At 48.0% G+C, this 14,600-nt stretch carries 24 protein-coding genes; all 24 read right to left on the reverse strand.

What is annotated here, in order from left to right:
* Positions 1 to 180: 180 nt before the first annotated feature.
* Positions 181 to 960, reverse strand: coding sequence for an ATP12 family chaperone protein (locus ACSHWX_RS12280; RefSeq protein ID WP_435668520.1), 780 nt, complete (start codon positions 958 to 960; stop codon positions 181 to 183).
* Positions 953 to 1,627, reverse strand: a complete 675-nt coding sequence (locus ACSHWX_RS12285; protein ID WP_435668521.1) for an HAD-IA family hydrolase — start codon at positions 1,625 to 1,627, stop codon at positions 953 to 955. Before ACSHWX_RS12285 ends, ACSHWX_RS12280 begins: the two co-directional genes overlap by 8 nt.
* The gene (locus ACSHWX_RS12290) at positions 1,627 to 2,001 is read right to left on the reverse strand and encodes a DUF1801 domain-containing protein (RefSeq protein WP_435668522.1); all 375 of its coding nucleotides are present in this window, start codon (positions 1,999 to 2,001) and stop codon (positions 1,627 to 1,629) included. The genes ACSHWX_RS12285 and ACSHWX_RS12290 overlap by 1 nt, the downstream gene beginning before the upstream one ends.
* Positions 2,002 to 2,005: 4 nt before the next feature.
* Positions 2,006 to 3,007 (reverse strand): RluA family pseudouridine synthase, encoded by a 1,002-nt coding sequence (locus ACSHWX_RS12295; RefSeq protein WP_435668523.1) that lies wholly within the window; start codon positions 3,005 to 3,007, stop codon positions 2,006 to 2,008.
* Entirely contained in the window at positions 3,004 to 3,381 is a 378-nt protein-coding gene (gene crcB / locus ACSHWX_RS12300; RefSeq protein ID WP_435668524.1) for a fluoride efflux transporter CrcB, read from the reverse strand. The genes ACSHWX_RS12295 and crcB overlap by 4 nt, the downstream gene beginning before the upstream one ends.
* 29 nt (positions 3,382 to 3,410) lie before the next feature.
* The gene (locus ACSHWX_RS12305) at positions 3,411 to 4,730 is read right to left on the reverse strand and encodes a replication-associated recombination protein A (RefSeq protein ID WP_435668525.1); all 1,320 of its coding nucleotides are present in this window, start codon (positions 4,728 to 4,730) and stop codon (positions 3,411 to 3,413) included.
* Positions 4,731 to 5,005: 275 nt separating this feature from the next.
* Positions 5,006 to 5,350 carry a hypothetical protein gene (locus ACSHWX_RS12310; protein WP_435668526.1) on the reverse strand — a complete coding sequence of 115 codons (345 nt, stop codon included), beginning with the start codon at positions 5,348 to 5,350 and terminating at the stop codon, positions 5,006 to 5,008.
* A 108-nt stretch (positions 5,351 to 5,458) separates the two neighbouring features.
* On the reverse strand, positions 5,459 to 5,887 hold the full coding sequence (rplQ, locus tag ACSHWX_RS12315) for a 50S ribosomal protein L17 (protein ID WP_435668527.1): 429 nt from the start codon (positions 5,885 to 5,887) through the stop codon (positions 5,459 to 5,461).
* A 41-nt stretch (positions 5,888 to 5,928) separates the two neighbouring features.
* A complete protein-coding gene (locus ACSHWX_RS12320; protein WP_435668528.1) occupies positions 5,929 to 6,945 on the reverse strand; it encodes a DNA-directed RNA polymerase subunit alpha in 1,017 nt (338 codons plus the stop codon).
* A gap of 101 nt (positions 6,946 to 7,046) precedes the next feature.
* Positions 7,047 to 7,433 carry a 30S ribosomal protein S11 gene (gene rpsK / locus ACSHWX_RS12325; protein ID WP_435668529.1) on the reverse strand — a complete coding sequence of 129 codons (387 nt, stop codon included), beginning with the start codon at positions 7,431 to 7,433 and terminating at the stop codon, positions 7,047 to 7,049.
* 90 nt (positions 7,434 to 7,523) lie between these two features.
* Positions 7,524 to 7,892 carry a 30S ribosomal protein S13 gene (gene rpsM, locus ACSHWX_RS12330; protein WP_435668530.1) on the reverse strand — a complete coding sequence of 123 codons (369 nt, stop codon included), beginning with the start codon at positions 7,890 to 7,892 and terminating at the stop codon, positions 7,524 to 7,526.
* A 193-nt stretch (positions 7,893 to 8,085) separates the two neighbouring features.
* Positions 8,086 to 8,658 carry an adenylate kinase gene (locus ACSHWX_RS12335; protein ID WP_435668531.1) on the reverse strand — a complete coding sequence of 191 codons (573 nt, stop codon included), beginning with the start codon at positions 8,656 to 8,658 and terminating at the stop codon, positions 8,086 to 8,088.
* A complete protein-coding gene (gene secY / locus ACSHWX_RS12340) occupies positions 8,655 to 9,992 on the reverse strand; it encodes a preprotein translocase subunit SecY (protein WP_435668532.1) in 1,338 nt (445 codons plus the stop codon). The genes ACSHWX_RS12335 and secY overlap by 4 nt, the downstream gene beginning before the upstream one ends.
* Positions 9,993 to 10,029: 37 nt before the next feature.
* Positions 10,030 to 10,515: a 50S ribosomal protein L15 gene (rplO, locus tag ACSHWX_RS12345; RefSeq protein ID WP_435668533.1), complete on the reverse strand. Its 486-nt coding sequence runs from the start codon at positions 10,513 to 10,515 to the stop codon at positions 10,030 to 10,032.
* 14 nt (positions 10,516 to 10,529) lie between these two features.
* Complete coding sequence (gene rpmD, locus ACSHWX_RS12350; RefSeq protein WP_435668534.1) at positions 10,530 to 10,718, reverse strand: 50S ribosomal protein L30; 189 nt, start codon at positions 10,716 to 10,718, stop codon at positions 10,530 to 10,532.
* Positions 10,719 to 10,743: 25 nt separating this feature from the next.
* Entirely contained in the window at positions 10,744 to 11,286 is a 543-nt protein-coding gene (gene rpsE / locus ACSHWX_RS12355) for a 30S ribosomal protein S5 (protein WP_435668535.1), read from the reverse strand.
* 49 nt (positions 11,287 to 11,335) lie between these two features.
* Positions 11,336 to 11,692, reverse strand: coding sequence for a 50S ribosomal protein L18 (rplR, locus tag ACSHWX_RS12360; protein WP_435668536.1), 357 nt, complete (start codon positions 11,690 to 11,692; stop codon positions 11,336 to 11,338).
* A gap of 12 nt (positions 11,693 to 11,704) precedes the next feature.
* Positions 11,705 to 12,238 (reverse strand): 50S ribosomal protein L6, encoded by a 534-nt coding sequence (rplF, locus tag ACSHWX_RS12365; protein ID WP_435668537.1) that lies wholly within the window; start codon positions 12,236 to 12,238, stop codon positions 11,705 to 11,707.
* A gap of 57 nt (positions 12,239 to 12,295) precedes the next feature.
* Positions 12,296 to 12,694 (reverse strand): 30S ribosomal protein S8, encoded by a 399-nt coding sequence (rpsH, locus tag ACSHWX_RS12370; protein WP_435668538.1) that lies wholly within the window; start codon positions 12,692 to 12,694, stop codon positions 12,296 to 12,298.
* 13 nt (positions 12,695 to 12,707) lie between these two features.
* On the reverse strand, positions 12,708 to 13,013 hold the full coding sequence (gene rpsN / locus ACSHWX_RS12375; protein ID WP_435668539.1) for a 30S ribosomal protein S14: 306 nt from the start codon (positions 13,011 to 13,013) through the stop codon (positions 12,708 to 12,710).
* 31 nt (positions 13,014 to 13,044) lie between these two features.
* Positions 13,045 to 13,605 (reverse strand): 50S ribosomal protein L5, encoded by a 561-nt coding sequence (gene rplE / locus ACSHWX_RS12380; RefSeq protein WP_435668540.1) that lies wholly within the window; start codon positions 13,603 to 13,605, stop codon positions 13,045 to 13,047.
* Complete coding sequence (gene rplX, locus ACSHWX_RS12385; RefSeq protein WP_435668541.1) at positions 13,598 to 13,912, reverse strand: 50S ribosomal protein L24; 315 nt, start codon at positions 13,910 to 13,912, stop codon at positions 13,598 to 13,600. Before rplX ends, rplE begins: the two co-directional genes overlap by 8 nt.
* 2 nt (positions 13,913 to 13,914) lie before the next feature.
* The gene (gene rplN, locus ACSHWX_RS12390; protein WP_284365725.1) at positions 13,915 to 14,283 is read right to left on the reverse strand and encodes a 50S ribosomal protein L14; all 369 of its coding nucleotides are present in this window, start codon (positions 14,281 to 14,283) and stop codon (positions 13,915 to 13,917) included.
* A 76-nt stretch (positions 14,284 to 14,359) separates the two neighbouring features.
* Positions 14,360 to 14,593, reverse strand: a complete 234-nt coding sequence (gene rpsQ / locus ACSHWX_RS12395; RefSeq protein ID WP_435668542.1) for a 30S ribosomal protein S17 — start codon at positions 14,591 to 14,593, stop codon at positions 14,360 to 14,362.
* Positions 14,594 to 14,600: the final 7 nt, after the last annotated feature.

Consider the following 14,600-nt stretch of genomic DNA (forward strand, 5'->3'; position numbering starts at 1 on the left):
AATTTTGGAGAATATTCACATAAGTCTCACAAAAGTGGAAGCAGCTCAATCGGTTCTCTGCGGATCAGATGGTCGTTCAGAATTTGCAAAGACCGCTCAATTCGGCAATTGTACGATTAACGAGTTTAGTCGCTTCGTCCGCAAAGTCGCCGCTGGCTCACTCATAAACCGAAAACTAAACTAAGATGCGCTCAACAACTCAAGCACAGTGTTCGCAGCGTCAAAATCTTGTCTTTTAAACGCCCGCATGCGGATGGCTTCGCCGTCTTCGCCCCACTGCTTGGCCTGATAGTCTTCGTCAACATATGCGGTGGTTAGAACCTGCTCTGGTGTAAACAAGCCCTCAGTCATGCCGATAGCAAGAATAGCTGATCCGGTAATTGAGGTAACCGACATTGTGCAAAACGCCTTGAACTTGTCGTAGCTGGCGATAATTTCCGCCGTACGTGCTTGGACTTCTGGCGGCTGGTCCTGATGCATAACCCCGATGATGACATTGAACGAAACATCGTATCGTTTCGCGAAAACGTCCATTGCATCGCCCCAATGCTTTGATTGCAGCGCAACCAAATCCGCTGGGGTGTCCGCGCGATAAGCCAGCAAATCGTTTCCCGCAAATTTGACAATTTCCGCTTTAACGTCCTCAAGCGCCTCATCACCCTTTTCAACAATCGTGTTGACCAACCGGGTTAGCGGCATGGTTGCGGGGTCGATTTCTTTTTCTTGGGCTTCCCATTCGACAACAATCAATTTTGCCAGTTCTTCGTTCGGCACACTCACAGCGACTTTACCCGGTGTTTTGATCGGGCGACCATCTAACAAAATTGCATACGCACCATCAAGTTCACCAACGCTAACCTGTTTGTAAAACCGTTTTGGCAATTGCTGCTTTTGATGTTTTTGCGCGCGGCCATAGCCATCTTCAACATGGGCTTGTGCATCTTCTAATATTTCACGCATTGCTTTGTCCTGTTAGTTTGTCGATTGCATCAATGAGTTGGCTATAGTGATCAATCACCATGTCCGCGCCGTTTTTGCGCAATGTTGCATGGTCATGATAACCCCAATTCACACCAAGCGCGCGTACGCCAGCAGCTTTTGCCATCGCCATATCATATGACGTATCACCAATCATGACGGTTTTGCTGGCATCGGCGCCTGTTTCAGACATCGCCGTATTCACCATGCCAGGATGAGGTTTTGACGGGTTATTGTCCGGCGTCTGCAACGTTTGGAAATGATGGCCGAAATCATAATCTCGGAATAAACGATGTACGCCGCGCAAGTGTTTTCCGGTCGCTATACCTAACAATGTTTGATCTTGTTGCCCTAGCTTTTCAATCGTTTCAAACGCACCATCATAAATGCGCTCATTGATCGATCCCGCTTCAACTTTCTTGTTGAATTCATCTCGATATTCTTGGGCCAGTCGCCGCCCTAACGCGTCATCTTCAGTTTTGAGCAATTGCTGCATGATGATCTCAAGGTTCAAACCAATGCCAGAGCGAATATCTTCACCAGCTGGAATTTCAAAACCATTTTTGCGGAAAACTTCTTGTGCTGTTTCCACGACATGGGCAGCACTATCCACAATAGTCCCATCAACATCAAAAATCACCAACCGCATTACTTATCTGCCTTTGCCCGCAACCCTTCGTCGCGCAATGTCTTGTCATACTCAATCGCGGCAAGGATCACTTCGCGCACACCTTCACGCGCGATATCCGGCATTGACCTAAACTTGATATGTCGCAAATCTTTTCCCGTGCCCTCAAGCAAACCTTGAGGGTTGGGAAGGTGCGCTCCATAGAAGAACTGCAAATTGACGTAGTTGGGTTGCCCGCAAACGGTAACAATTGTTGAATTCGCCACGAAACCGGGAAAATTCCATCTTTTCATCCGATGCAGTGATGGGTCAACCTCAGCCACAAGGTCATAAACAGCATGCGCGATTGGCGCGACATGATCATCTAATCTATCGAAATGGCTGAGATCAGGCATCAAATCAGTCCTTGTCTAATTCTTCTTCATCTTTGGGATCATAATACTTCGTGTTGAAACCAAACATATCAAACGTCTTTTGCATATGCGGCGGCAACGGCGCGGTGATGTCCAACTGCTTGCCGTTGGGCAAAGGCAATGCAAGCCGACGAGCATGTAAGTGCAAGCCACGACCTAGATCGTCCGGCTTTTCCCAGTTTTCAATGTTGAAATAGCGCGGATCGTTGATGATCGGCGTTCCCAACTCAGCCATATGAACGCGCAATTGGTGCGTACGACCTGTAACTGGTTTCAAGGTGACCCAAGCAAACTTGCCGCCCGCATCTTCTGTAACTGAATAATGCGTTACAGAATGCTGAGCACCATCGACGCCCTGATCAACCACACGCATCTGTTCGTCGCCCTCTGGCGTTTGCTGACGCGCAACAAAGCAGGACAGTTTGCCCTGTTTAGGGTGCGGCACATAGGCGGTAACCGCCCAATAGATTTTGCGCGCGGAACGAGAACGGAAAACACCGCCGAAATGAGAAGCGGCAGAACGCGTTTTAGCAATCAGCAAACAGCCCGACGTATCCCGGTCCAAACGGTGAACCAGACGTGGTTTTTCACCCTTTTTGTTCGGAATACTTTCGAGCAATTTGTCGACATGCATTTTGGTGTTGGTGCCGCCCTGAACCGCAAGGCCATGGGGCTTGTTGATCACCAATATGCTCTCATCCTCATAAAGGGTAAGATCGGCCAACAATTGCACGTCTTTCTCAATGATGCGAATTTTCGGTTCGCGCGGCACAGCTGGCGCGTCGCCAATCGGTGGCACACGAATAATCTGCCCAGCAGACAAACGCGTGTTTGCCTTTACGCGCCCTTTATTGACGCGAACTTCGCCCTTGCGAATAATCCGCTGAAGGCGTGAAAATGGTAGATCCGGAAAGTGAACTGAAAACCAACGATCAAGCCGCATGTTTTCTTCTTCAGCTGAAACCGTTCGCTGCTGTACGCCGCTCATATTAGTCCTCTCATAAGCGCTAAAGCGCTAAACAATGCTACAATGGAAAGCACGACGGATAGACCGACATAACCCGCAGCGCCCCCCATCTGTCCACGCTCGTAAAGCGCGTATGCATCCAATGAAAATGCAGAAAATGTGGTAAACCCACCACAAAAGCCTGTTGCCAATAACAGCCGAGCCGAATGGGACCATTCAGGCGTGGTCTTTGCAAAATAGCCGACCACAACGCCGATAAGGAAGGAGCCCAAAACATTCACAATCATCGTCGCGTATGGAAAGCCAGCAAAACCGAAGCGCATGACCAACTGGCCAACACCGTGCCGCCCCATAGCACCTAACGCGCCGCCCAAACCGACAAGCAAGTAAGACATGAATTTGTCTTTCGTCTGTTATCTTTAATCTAGCTTTTGCCCGTAGATTTGCTCAAACGCAAGCGTTTGAAATAATCCATGCGCTTTTGCACGTCTCGTTCAAACCCGCGTTCTACAGGATGATAGAATTCTTGTCGCCCTAAATCGTCAGGGAAATAGTCCTGCCCAGAAAAGCCCTCTGGCGTATCATGGTCATAGATATAGCCATCCCCATAACCTGAATTTTCCATCAGCTTCGTCGGTGCATTCAAAATGTTCTTCGGTGGCATGGGCGAGCCAGATTGCTTGGCAAACGAAGTCGCCTGTTTATAGGCCGTATAAACCGCATTCGATTTTGGCGCCGTGGCTAAATAAACAGCAGCTTGTGCCAAAGCCAACTCGCCTTCTGGCGATCCCAACATTTGATAGGCGTCGCGCGCCGCAATACATTGGGGTAAAGCTAAAGGGTCTGCCATACCAATATCTTCCACCGCCATCCGAATTAGACGTCGAGCGAGAAACATTGGATCTTCACCGGACACCAACATGCGCGTGAGATAATACAGCGCGGCGTCTGGGTCGGAGCCACGAATGGTTTTATGTAGGGCTGAGATCAGGTTGTAATGGCCGTCTTGCCCCTTGTCGTAAACCGGTGCCCGGCGTTGAACAATCCGCTCAAGATCTTCACGACCCAACTCATCACCAGGCTGAGTTGCAGCAAAAAGTTCTTCCACCAAACCTAAAAGCGCGCGACCATCACCGTCTGCCATCTCCGCAAGGGCAAGACGCGCATCGGCGGTCAGTGGCACCTTACGGTCCTGATGTTCTTCCGCACGCACCAACAGCTGCTCAGCCGCCTCGCTGTCATGTGCGTTGAAGATCAACACCTGCGCCCTTGAGAGCAAAGCAGAGTTCAATTCAAAGGATGGGTTTTCAGTGGTTGCTCCAATCAAAACGAGCGTACCGTCTTCCATTACCGGCAAAAAGCTATCTTGCTGCGCGCGGTTAAACCGATGGATTTCATCCACAAACAGCAATGTACGTTTCCCAGAACGCTTCAAATCCCGCGCTTGCTCAAAAACCTTTTTTAATTCCGCAACGCCAGAAAAAATCGCTGATATTTGATGGAAATGATAGTCCACATTCTGCGCCAACAAACGCGCGACTGTGGTTTTCCCTGAACCCGGTGGACCCCAGAACACCAAAGACCCCAGCCGACCAGATTTGATCATGCGGGTGAGCGTGCCCTCCTCCCCAACAAGATGATCCTGTCCCACAACCTGATCCAACGATTGCGGCCGCAAGAGATCAGCCAAGGGTCGATCTTGGTTGGGTTCATTGCTGAGTTCTTTGACAAAGAGGTCGGTCATAACATCTGCTTACATATCTGTGGATCACCAGAATAACACGCACCATGGAATGCAGCCAACCACTTCAACACGCAGCACTAGTGTTTCTCATTCGACAGCACCCGATCAATTGCGACTCGTCAGCCCACTGCTTACCAATTCAAACTTCACTGCATCTAGTTCGGATTGGTTTTGCACTATGTAGGTTCTACCGTAGTGCCTATCTAGTTCATCGATGATGGTTGGTCTAACGTTGTTGTAAAAGTTGAAAATAATCTTGAACATCCTAAATGCAATCAAAATTTCAGGGCAATTGTCAGGCAGTTCAGGCCGCCCACTAAACAGATATTTCCAATTGCGTTTTGCACAGCGCCATAAGGAAACGCTGGGAACAACATCCAAAAATATAACACATCAGCAGCATCACGTACAGGTTTGGAGACACCTTCAATGATCCAAATTTTTTGCGAGATCAGAGCCTCTTCTTCGATAACCCTTTCCGCTGTGGGCGTTTTTTGCCAACCAGGTTGCCAAACGATACTATCGAGGCCGAAAACAGGCAACCCAAGCGCCAAACCGAGTTCTGCTGCAAATGTCGTTTTTCCCGACCCAGCATTGCCTGTGATATGGATTCGATTCATAGGTCCAACGTTCACACGCCGACTTGGCATGAACAACTGTGAAATCAGCAAACAACAAAAAAAGGCGCCCCGAGGGACGCCTTAATTCATAAAGAACACAGAGCGAAACTACGCTGCTGCTTCTTCTGTCTCGTCTTGACGATCAGCAACTGGGCCAGAATCTTTGCCCTTCGCTGAAACATCACGATCAACCAACTCAATCACAGCGATTGGAGCGTTGTCGCCATAGCGGAAGCCCGCTTTAAGCACGCGTGTATAACCGCCTTGACGGTCTTGGTAACGTGGACCCAAAACATCAAACAGCTTTTTCGCCTGTGTTTCATCGCCAATGCGAGAAGCAGCGATACGACGAGAGTGAAGGTCACCCTTCTTCGCAAGCGTGATGAGTTTTTCCAAAATAGGACGTAGGTCTTTGGCTTTAGGCAAAGTTGTAACGATCTGCTCATGCTTGATAAGCGAAGCACACATGTTAGCAAACATCGCTTTACGATGGCTTGCTGTCCGGTTCAACTTGCGGCCCGATTTACGGTGGCGCATTCTATTCTCCTGTCAACTTCAGTGCGTTAAGCGCTTGCAGATCAATAATGATCTTCGAAACGCTTCGCGAGGTCTTCAATGTTTTCAGGCGGCCAGTTAGCTACATCCATACCAAGATGTAAGCCCATTTGCGCCAGAACTTCTTTGATTTCATTTAGTGATTTACGGCCAAAGTTCGGGGTACGCAGCATTTCTGCTTCCGACTTCTGGATCAAATCACCGATGTAAACGATATTGTCGTTCTTCAGGCAGTTTGCTGAACGAACAGACAATTCAAGCTCATCAACCTTCTTAAGAAGAGCTGGGTTGAATGCAAGCTCAGGGGCTGCATCTTCAACAACTTCTTTTTCAGGCTCTTCAAAGTTCACAAACACGTTCAATTGATCCTGCAAAATACGAGCAGCAAAAGCTACCGCATCTTCAGGTGACAAAGAACCGTCTGTTTCAACAGTCAAGTTAAGCTTGTCATAGTCAAGAACCTGACCCTCACGCGTATTCTCAACTTTGTAAGAAACACGCTTGATAGGTGAGAACAACGCATCAACAGAAACAAAGCCAATTGGCGCATCTTCTGGACGGTTGCGATCAGCAGGCACATAGCCATTACCGGTCTCGACTGTAAACTCCATATTGATCTCAGCACCATCATCAAGGTGGCAAAGAACCAATTCAGGGTTCAATATTTCAATATCGCCAGAAACTTCAATATCGCCCGCCATTACAGCACCTGGGCCCTTTTTAGACAAAGTAAGACGCTTCGGCCCCTCTTCATCCATCCGGACTGAAATTTCTTTTACGTTGAGCACCATATCGGTGACATCTTCACGAACGCCAGGCACAGAAGAAAATTCGTGCAAAACGCCATCAATTTGGATTGCAGTAACTGCAGCCCCTTGGAGTGAAGACAACAAAACCCGACGCAAAGCGTTACCCAATGTCAAACCATAACCACGCTCTAGTGGTTCAGCGACAACTGAGGCAACCCGTGCCGGATCGTTTCCCGGTACAATGTCCAGTTTCGTCGGCTTAATCAGTTCTTGCCAGTTTTTCTGGATCATTATAGCTTACACCCTTTCAAATATGCGGTTCATCCGCCGATAACCGCATGAAATGTAAAATTCCACACCCACCCGTTTGGCCAAACGAGCGGTAATAAAAATTAAACGCGACGACGCTTGCGTGGACGACATCCGTTATGTGGAATTGAAGTCACATCGCGAATGCTAGTGACTGTAAATCCAGCTGCTTGCAAAGCGCGCAACGCAGACTCACGTCCAGAACCTGGACCGCAAACTTCGACTTCCAAAGTTTTCATGTTGTGCTCTTGTGCTTTCTTAGCAACATCTTCAGCAGCAACCTGAGCAGCATATGGAGTAGACTTACGAGAGCCTTTAAAACCCATAGTACCAGCTGATGACCAAGCAATTGTATTGCCCTGAACATCAGTGATCGTGATCATTGTGTTGTTGAATGTAGAGTTTACGTGCGCAACACCAGACGTGATGTTTTTCCGCTCGCGACGCTTAACGCGTGCTTCTTTAGCCATGCTTTTTCCTTTTACGATCTCATCACCACCGTTCTCAGACGATAGCTCCACCGAAACAAATAAGTGTCCTGATCAATCGGGACACCAAAATTACTTTTTCTTACCAGCGATTGCCTTAGCTGGGCCCTTACGGGTCCGAGCATTATTGTGCGTGTTTTGACCACGCACAGGCAGACCACGACGATGACGAAGACCGCGATAGTTACCCATATCCATCAAACGTTTGATGTTCATGGAAACTGAACGACGCAAGTCACCTTCAACGATGTAGTCACGGTCAATAGTTTCACGAACCTGAATTACTTCAGCGTCCGACAATTCCATCACGCGACGTTCCGCAGGAATACCAACTTTTTCGCAAATTTCAGATGCGTGCTTTGCACCAATCCCGTGAATATACTGAAGCGCAATTTCTACACGCTTATTAGTCGGGATATTCACACCAGCAATACGAGCCACGTTGCTGATCTCCTTAAATTCAATGCAGATCACCATGATCCGCGTTCACACAACAGCAACAGACCGGCATTCGACCTCTTGCAATTTTCAAGAAACCGAGCCCAGTCTTCGCAATGCGTTTAACTAAGCGCGGTTCATAACCGAGTTCCCTGCATAAAGTCAACACTTAGGTTGTATGCAGAGCACTCGAAATTTAGCTAGCAGCCAAAGCTGCCATTATTGATGTAGTGACTTCGTCGATTCCCGCCATCCCGTCAACGCTTTTGACAAGATCCTTCTTCGAATAAAAATCAACCAATGGAGCAGTTAGCTCCTGATACACGTCCAAACGATTGCGAAGAACCTCTTCATTATCGTCCGCGCGCGCACCACCAGATTCGGCAGCCCTGGTTAGAATGCGACCAACAAGTGTGTCCGCATCAACTTTAATCTCAACAACGGCGTCTAGGCCAATGCCTTTATCAGCAAGCAAAACCTCTAAAGCTCTTGCTTGCTCAGTCGTCCGAGGAAACCCGTCCAAAATGAAGCCTTTTTGGCAATCAGATTGATCAAGGCGATCCGAAATAATGCCGACAACGGTTTCGTCGGGCACCAAATCACCACGCGCAATGATATCTTTCACCTCAAGACCAAGTGGTGTTTCCCCAGCAATTGCTGCACGGAGCATATCTCCAGTAGACAATTGAGGAATGCCAAAGCGCTCAACTAAAAACTGCGCTTGCGTACCTTTACCCGCACCCGGTGGTCCTAAAAGAATCAGCCTCATTTTTTACGCCGTCCTCCCAAACGAGATTTCTTCACCAAGCCCTCATATTGTTGAGCAACAAGATGAGATTGAACTTGCGAAATAGTATCAAGTGTCACCGTCACCATAATCAGCAACGACGTACCACCAAGGAACGCTGAAACGTTCAATTGGGAAACCAGCACCTCTGGGATCAGAGCAACAAGCGTCAAATAGAGCGCTCCAACTATCGTAATCCGCGTCAGCACATAATCGATATGTTGCGCTGTACGCTCACCCGGCCGGATGCCCGGAATAAATCCACCAGACTTTTTAAGATTGTCTGCTGTTTCAGTCGGGTTAAACACGATCGAGGTGTAGTAAAACGCGAAGAAGAATATCAACGATGCAAAGATGCCGAGATAAACCGGTTGTCCACGTCCCAGAACAGCTGCCACAGTCGTCAACCAACCAGGGGCGTCACCTTGGGCTGCAAACGATGCCATAGTGGCAGGAAGCAGCAAGAGAGATGATGCAAAGATCACTGGAATAACGCCGGCAGTGTTCAATTTCAAAGGCAAGTGAGATGTATCACCTTGGAACATTTTGTTCCCAACTTGACGCTTAGGATATTGCACAAGCAACTTCCTTTGCGCCCGTTCGAAGAACACAATGACCGCAATCACCACAATGGCTAGGACCAACAGACCGATAACACCAACAGTTGGTAGCGCACCTGTACGGCTCAATTCTAGCGTTTGAGCAATAGCTGCAGGCAATGTCGCAACGATGCCGGCAAAGATGATCAAGGAAATACCGTTACCAACGCCGCGTGAAGTCACCTGTTCACCAAGCCACATCAGGAACATTGTGCCACCAACAAGGGTAACAACTGTCGAAATCCGGAAGAACCAACCAGGATTTGAAACAACCCCTTCACTGGCTTCTAGACCAACAGCGATGCCGTAAGCTTGCAAGGCACAGAACACCACAGCTAAATAGCGGGTATATTGATTGATCTTGCGTCGTCCGCTCTCGCCTTCTTTCTTCAACGCTTCAAGCGTTGGAGAAGCCGTTGTCATCACTTGGATAACAATCGAGGCGGTAATGTATGGGATCAAGTTGAGGGCAAAAATTGCCATCCGCTCAACCGCGCCACCAGCAAACATGTTAAACATGCCAAAGATGCCAGATTGCGCCCGATCAAATGTCGCCGCAAATGCGTCGCCATCAATGCCAGGAATAGGAATATAGGTGCCCAACCGATACACCAGCAGCGCACCTAGGGTAAACCAGATGCGCTGTTGAAGATCTTTTGCCTTGGCAAAGGTCGAAAAATTTAAGTTCCGGGCAAGTTGTTCTGCTGCCGAAGCCATATAGCTCAGTCCTTAACTCAAGGAAAAATGTTTACGATTATTCAGCTTCAGCGGGTGCTGCAGCTGGCAGATCAATTTTACCGCCAGCAGCTTCAACAGCCGCCAAAGCGCCTTTTGAAGCGTGGTCAGCTTTGAACGTCACTTTTTTCGAAGTGAATTCATTGTTGCCAGCAATCAAACGAAGACCGTCTTTTGCCCGGCGAATAACGCCTGCACCAACAAGTGCAGTAACGTCAATCACGCCTTTAGCGTCCAACCGACCAGCATCGATAGCTGTTTGAATACGGTCCAAACGCACAGCATTAAACTTCTTCGCAAATGGGTTGTTAAACCCACGCTTAGGCATTTGCTGAATCAGGTTAGTTTGTTCACCACGGAAACCATTTACAGACACACCTGAGCGTGACTTTTGGCCTTTAACACCGCGTCCACCTGTTTTGCCTTTGCCAGAACCAATACCACGACCAATGCGGGTACGGTCTTTTGACGAGCCTTCATTGTCGGCTAACTCATTCAGTCGCATGACAAATCCTTCAATTACTTCTCGTCGACAACGCGAACGAGGTGGGAAACTTTTTTGATCATGCCCCGTACCGCTGGTGTATCTTCCAGCGTACGACGGCGATGCATCTTGTTTAAACCAAGACCAACAAGCGTAGCACGCTGGTCTTGAGTACGGCGGATCGGGCTACCGGTCTGCTCTACTGTTACTGTTTTATCAGCCATGTCTCAACTCCAGTTCAACCGCCTATTAAGCGCTTGCTGTTTCGCCAACGTCAGTTTCACGACGACGACCTTGGACTTCAGAAACTTTCAAACCACGACGTGCAGCAACTGAACGTGGGCTTTCAAGGTTTTTCAAAGCATCAAAGGTAGCGCGTACCATGTTATATGGGTTTGCTGAACCCTGAGATTTCGCAACAATGTCCGAAATACCCAAAGTTTCAAAAACCGCACGCATCGGGCCACCAGCAATAATACCAGTACCTGCAGGAGCTGCACGAAGCAAAACCTTACCCGCACCGTGACGACCATTTACGTCATGGTGTAATGTACGTGCTTCACGTAGTGGCACACGGATCATTTGACGCTTGGCTTGTTCTGTTGCTTTGCGGATCGCTTCAGGCACTTCACGTGCTTTACCATGGCCAAAGCCAACGCGGCCTTTTTGATCACCAACCACAACAAGTGCAGCAAAACCGAAACGACGTCCGCCCTTTACAACTTTCGCCACGCGATTGATGTGGACTAGGCGATCAACAAATTCGCTATCGCGCTCTTGATTGTCTCTCATCGTCTCAACCAGTTCTTCTTATTCGTTTCAAATACAGTCAACGCACCCATTAGAAGCGTAGACCACCTTCGCGTGCAGCTTCTGCTAAAGCTTTCACACGGCCATGATAAAGATATGCACCACGGTCAAATACAACGTCTTCAACACCAGCTTTTACTGCACGTGCTGCGAGCAATTTGCCCACTTCACCAGCTGCTGATTGGTTGGAGCCTTTTTCAACTTTAACATCGCTGTCTAAAGTTGAAGCGGCAACAACTGTGCGCCCTGTTGTATCATCGATGACCTGAGCATAAATATTTTTCTCAGAGCGGAATACCGACAAACGAGGACGCCCATTAGCGCGCAACTTAACTGCGCGACGTACCCTCGCCTTGCGGCGGTCCTTGGATTGGCTGCGGTTCGCCATAATTTCGCGTCCTTACTTCTTCTTACCTTCTTTGCGGAAGATATATTCGTCTTCATAACGGATACCCTTGCCCTTATAGGGCTCAGGTGGCCGGAATTCGCGAATGTTTGCGGCAACTTGCCCAACAATTTGCTTATCAGCACCAGAGACAATAATCTCTGTCGTCTGAGGCGCTTGAATTTGGATACCTTCAGGAGCTTTGAAGATCACATCGTGTGAAAAACCTAGCGCCAATTTAAGGTCTGAACCTTGCATTTGCGCCCGGTAACCAACACCTGTGATAACCAGCTTCCTTTGGAAACCCTCTTTAACACCAGTAACGATATTCTGTACCAATGTACGTGACATTCCCCATGCAGAACGAGCAGCTTTGCTGTCGTTTACTGGAGTGACCTGGACGCCTTCGTCGGTCATTTCAACAGTCACGAGACTTACCAGATCAACAGACAACTCGCCTTTTGGGCCTTTTGCCTTGATTGTCTGGCCTTCGATTGTGACCGTCACACCATCTACTGGGGCGACTGGTTTCTTGCCAATACGAGACATTTTATTTTGCCTTCTCGGATCAAACCGTAGCTTTAATAAAGGAAAATCGTAACCGGTCTAGAAGACGCGGCACAAAACTTCTCCACCAACATTGTTTATACGTGCTTCATGATCAGCCATTACACCTTTTGGTGTAGAAACGATCGAAACGCCCAAGCCATTTGCAACCTGTGGAATACTTTTCACAGAGGCATACACACGACGGCCAGGTTTTGAAACACGTTGGATTTCGCGAATGACAGGCTTGTCGTCAAGATATTTCAACTCAACGTCAATTTCCGAGACACCGTTTTCAAATTCAGAAACAGTATAGCCACGAATAAAGCCTTCAGACTTCAAAACATCCAACACACGAGCCCGCAATTTAGATGCAGGTGTTTTAACAGTAGTCCGGCTGCGCATTTGCGCATTCCGAATACGTGTTAGCATATCACCAAGCGGATCAGTAAAACTCATCGCTTAATTCTCCTTACCAGCTCGATTTCACGAGGCCAGGGATTTTTCCCTTATTGCCCAAATCGCGTAATGCAATACGTGATAATTTGAGCTTACGATAATAACCACGAGGGCGACCGGTAACTTCACAACGGTTGCGCACACGAGTTGCGGCTCCATTGCGAGGCATAGCAGCTAATTTAAGCTGAGCCTGAAACCGCTCTTCAAGTGGAATTGATGCGTCTTTTGTGATCGCTTTGAGAGCGGCGCGCTTAGCTGCATCACGTGCAACCATTTTACGCTTTTTCTCATTGTTCTCTACGGCGCTTTTCTTTGCCATTCTTCTATAGTCCTTATCCGACTGTCACGTCTTAGGCTGTTTGCCCAAACGGGAAGTTAAAGCCCTTAAGAAGCGCCAACGCTTCTTCATTTGTGTTTGCAGTCGTACAAACAATCACGTCCATGCCCCAAATTTGGTCTACTTGGTCGTAATTAATTTCAGGGAAAATAATATGTTCCTTGATGCCCATAGCAAAATTGCCACGACCGTCAAAGCTTTTTATATTCAACCCACGAAAGTCACGTACGCGTGGCAAAGCAATGTTCACCAAACGGTCCATAAATTCGTACATCTGCGCCTTGCGAAGTGTCACTTTACAACCCAAAGGCATCTCTTCACGAACTTTAAAGCCCGCAATTGATTTCTTTGCGTGTGTAATAACAACTTTTTGACCAGCAATAGCTTCCAAATCAGCAGCAGCTGACTTGACTTTTTTGCTGTCATTAACCGCAGCACCCACACCCATATTCAACACGATTTTCTCGAGTTTTGGGATTTGCATTGGGTTCTTGTAGTTAAATTCTTCGGCCAAAGCCGCACGAACAACTTCATCATAGTGCGTGCGTAGGCGTGGGACGTTGTTCTCAGCCATTGATCACTTCTCCCGAGCGTTTCGCAACGCGCTTTTTCTCGCCATCCTTAACAACAAAACCAACACGAGTTGCCTTGTTCTCTTTAGGATCAACAAGCGCAATGTTTGACAGATGAATCGGCGCTTCTTTTGTCAAGATGCCGCCCTCATCAGTTTGAGTTGCACGTGTGTGACGTTTAACAAGGTTTACACCCTGTACAAGCGCACGGTTGTCGCTTGGGTTAATGTTCAACACGTCGCCGGTTTTACCCTTATCGCGACCAGTGAGGACAATAACCTTGTCACCCTTTTTAATCTTTGCGGCCATTGCTAGAGCACCTCCGGCGCAAGCGAAACAATCTTCATGTGGTTCTTGGAACGCAATTCACGAGGAACTGGGCCAAAAATACGTGTGCCGATTGGCTCTTCACTAGTGTTCACCAAAACCGCTGCATTGCGGTCAAAACGGATCGTAGTGCCATCAGGACGACGGATGTCTTTAGCTGTACGTACAACTACTGCACGCATAACTTGTCCCTTTTTAACACGGCCACGCGGAATAGCTTCTTTAACGGAAACAACAATAGTGTCGCCAACAGAAGCGTATTTACGCTTAGAGCCGCCCAGCACCTTGATGCACATAACACGACGCGCACCGGAATTATCCGCGACATCGAGATTCGTCTGCATCTGAATCATGACTGGTAGCCTTCTTAATTGTCGGTTGGTGTAACCCAACCTCTACTTAAATCCAAATCCGAAATTCTGCACTCAATTAAGAGGCAGGAACAACGGTCCATCTTTTATTCTTCGAAATCGGCGCACATTCTTCGATTTGGACAATATCACCAGTTTTGGCAACATTAGCTTCATCGTGAGCCTGATATTTCTTTGAACGACGTACCACTTTTTTCAAAAGTGGGTGTGTGAATCGACGTTCGACGCGCACAACAATCGTTTTATCGTTCTTGTCAGAGACTACAGTCCCTTGCAATATACGCTTTGGCATCAAGCCG

The organism is Maritalea sp. (assembly GCF_051251695.1).
Taxonomy (GTDB): Bacteria; Pseudomonadota; Alphaproteobacteria; order Rhizobiales; family Devosiaceae; genus Maritalea.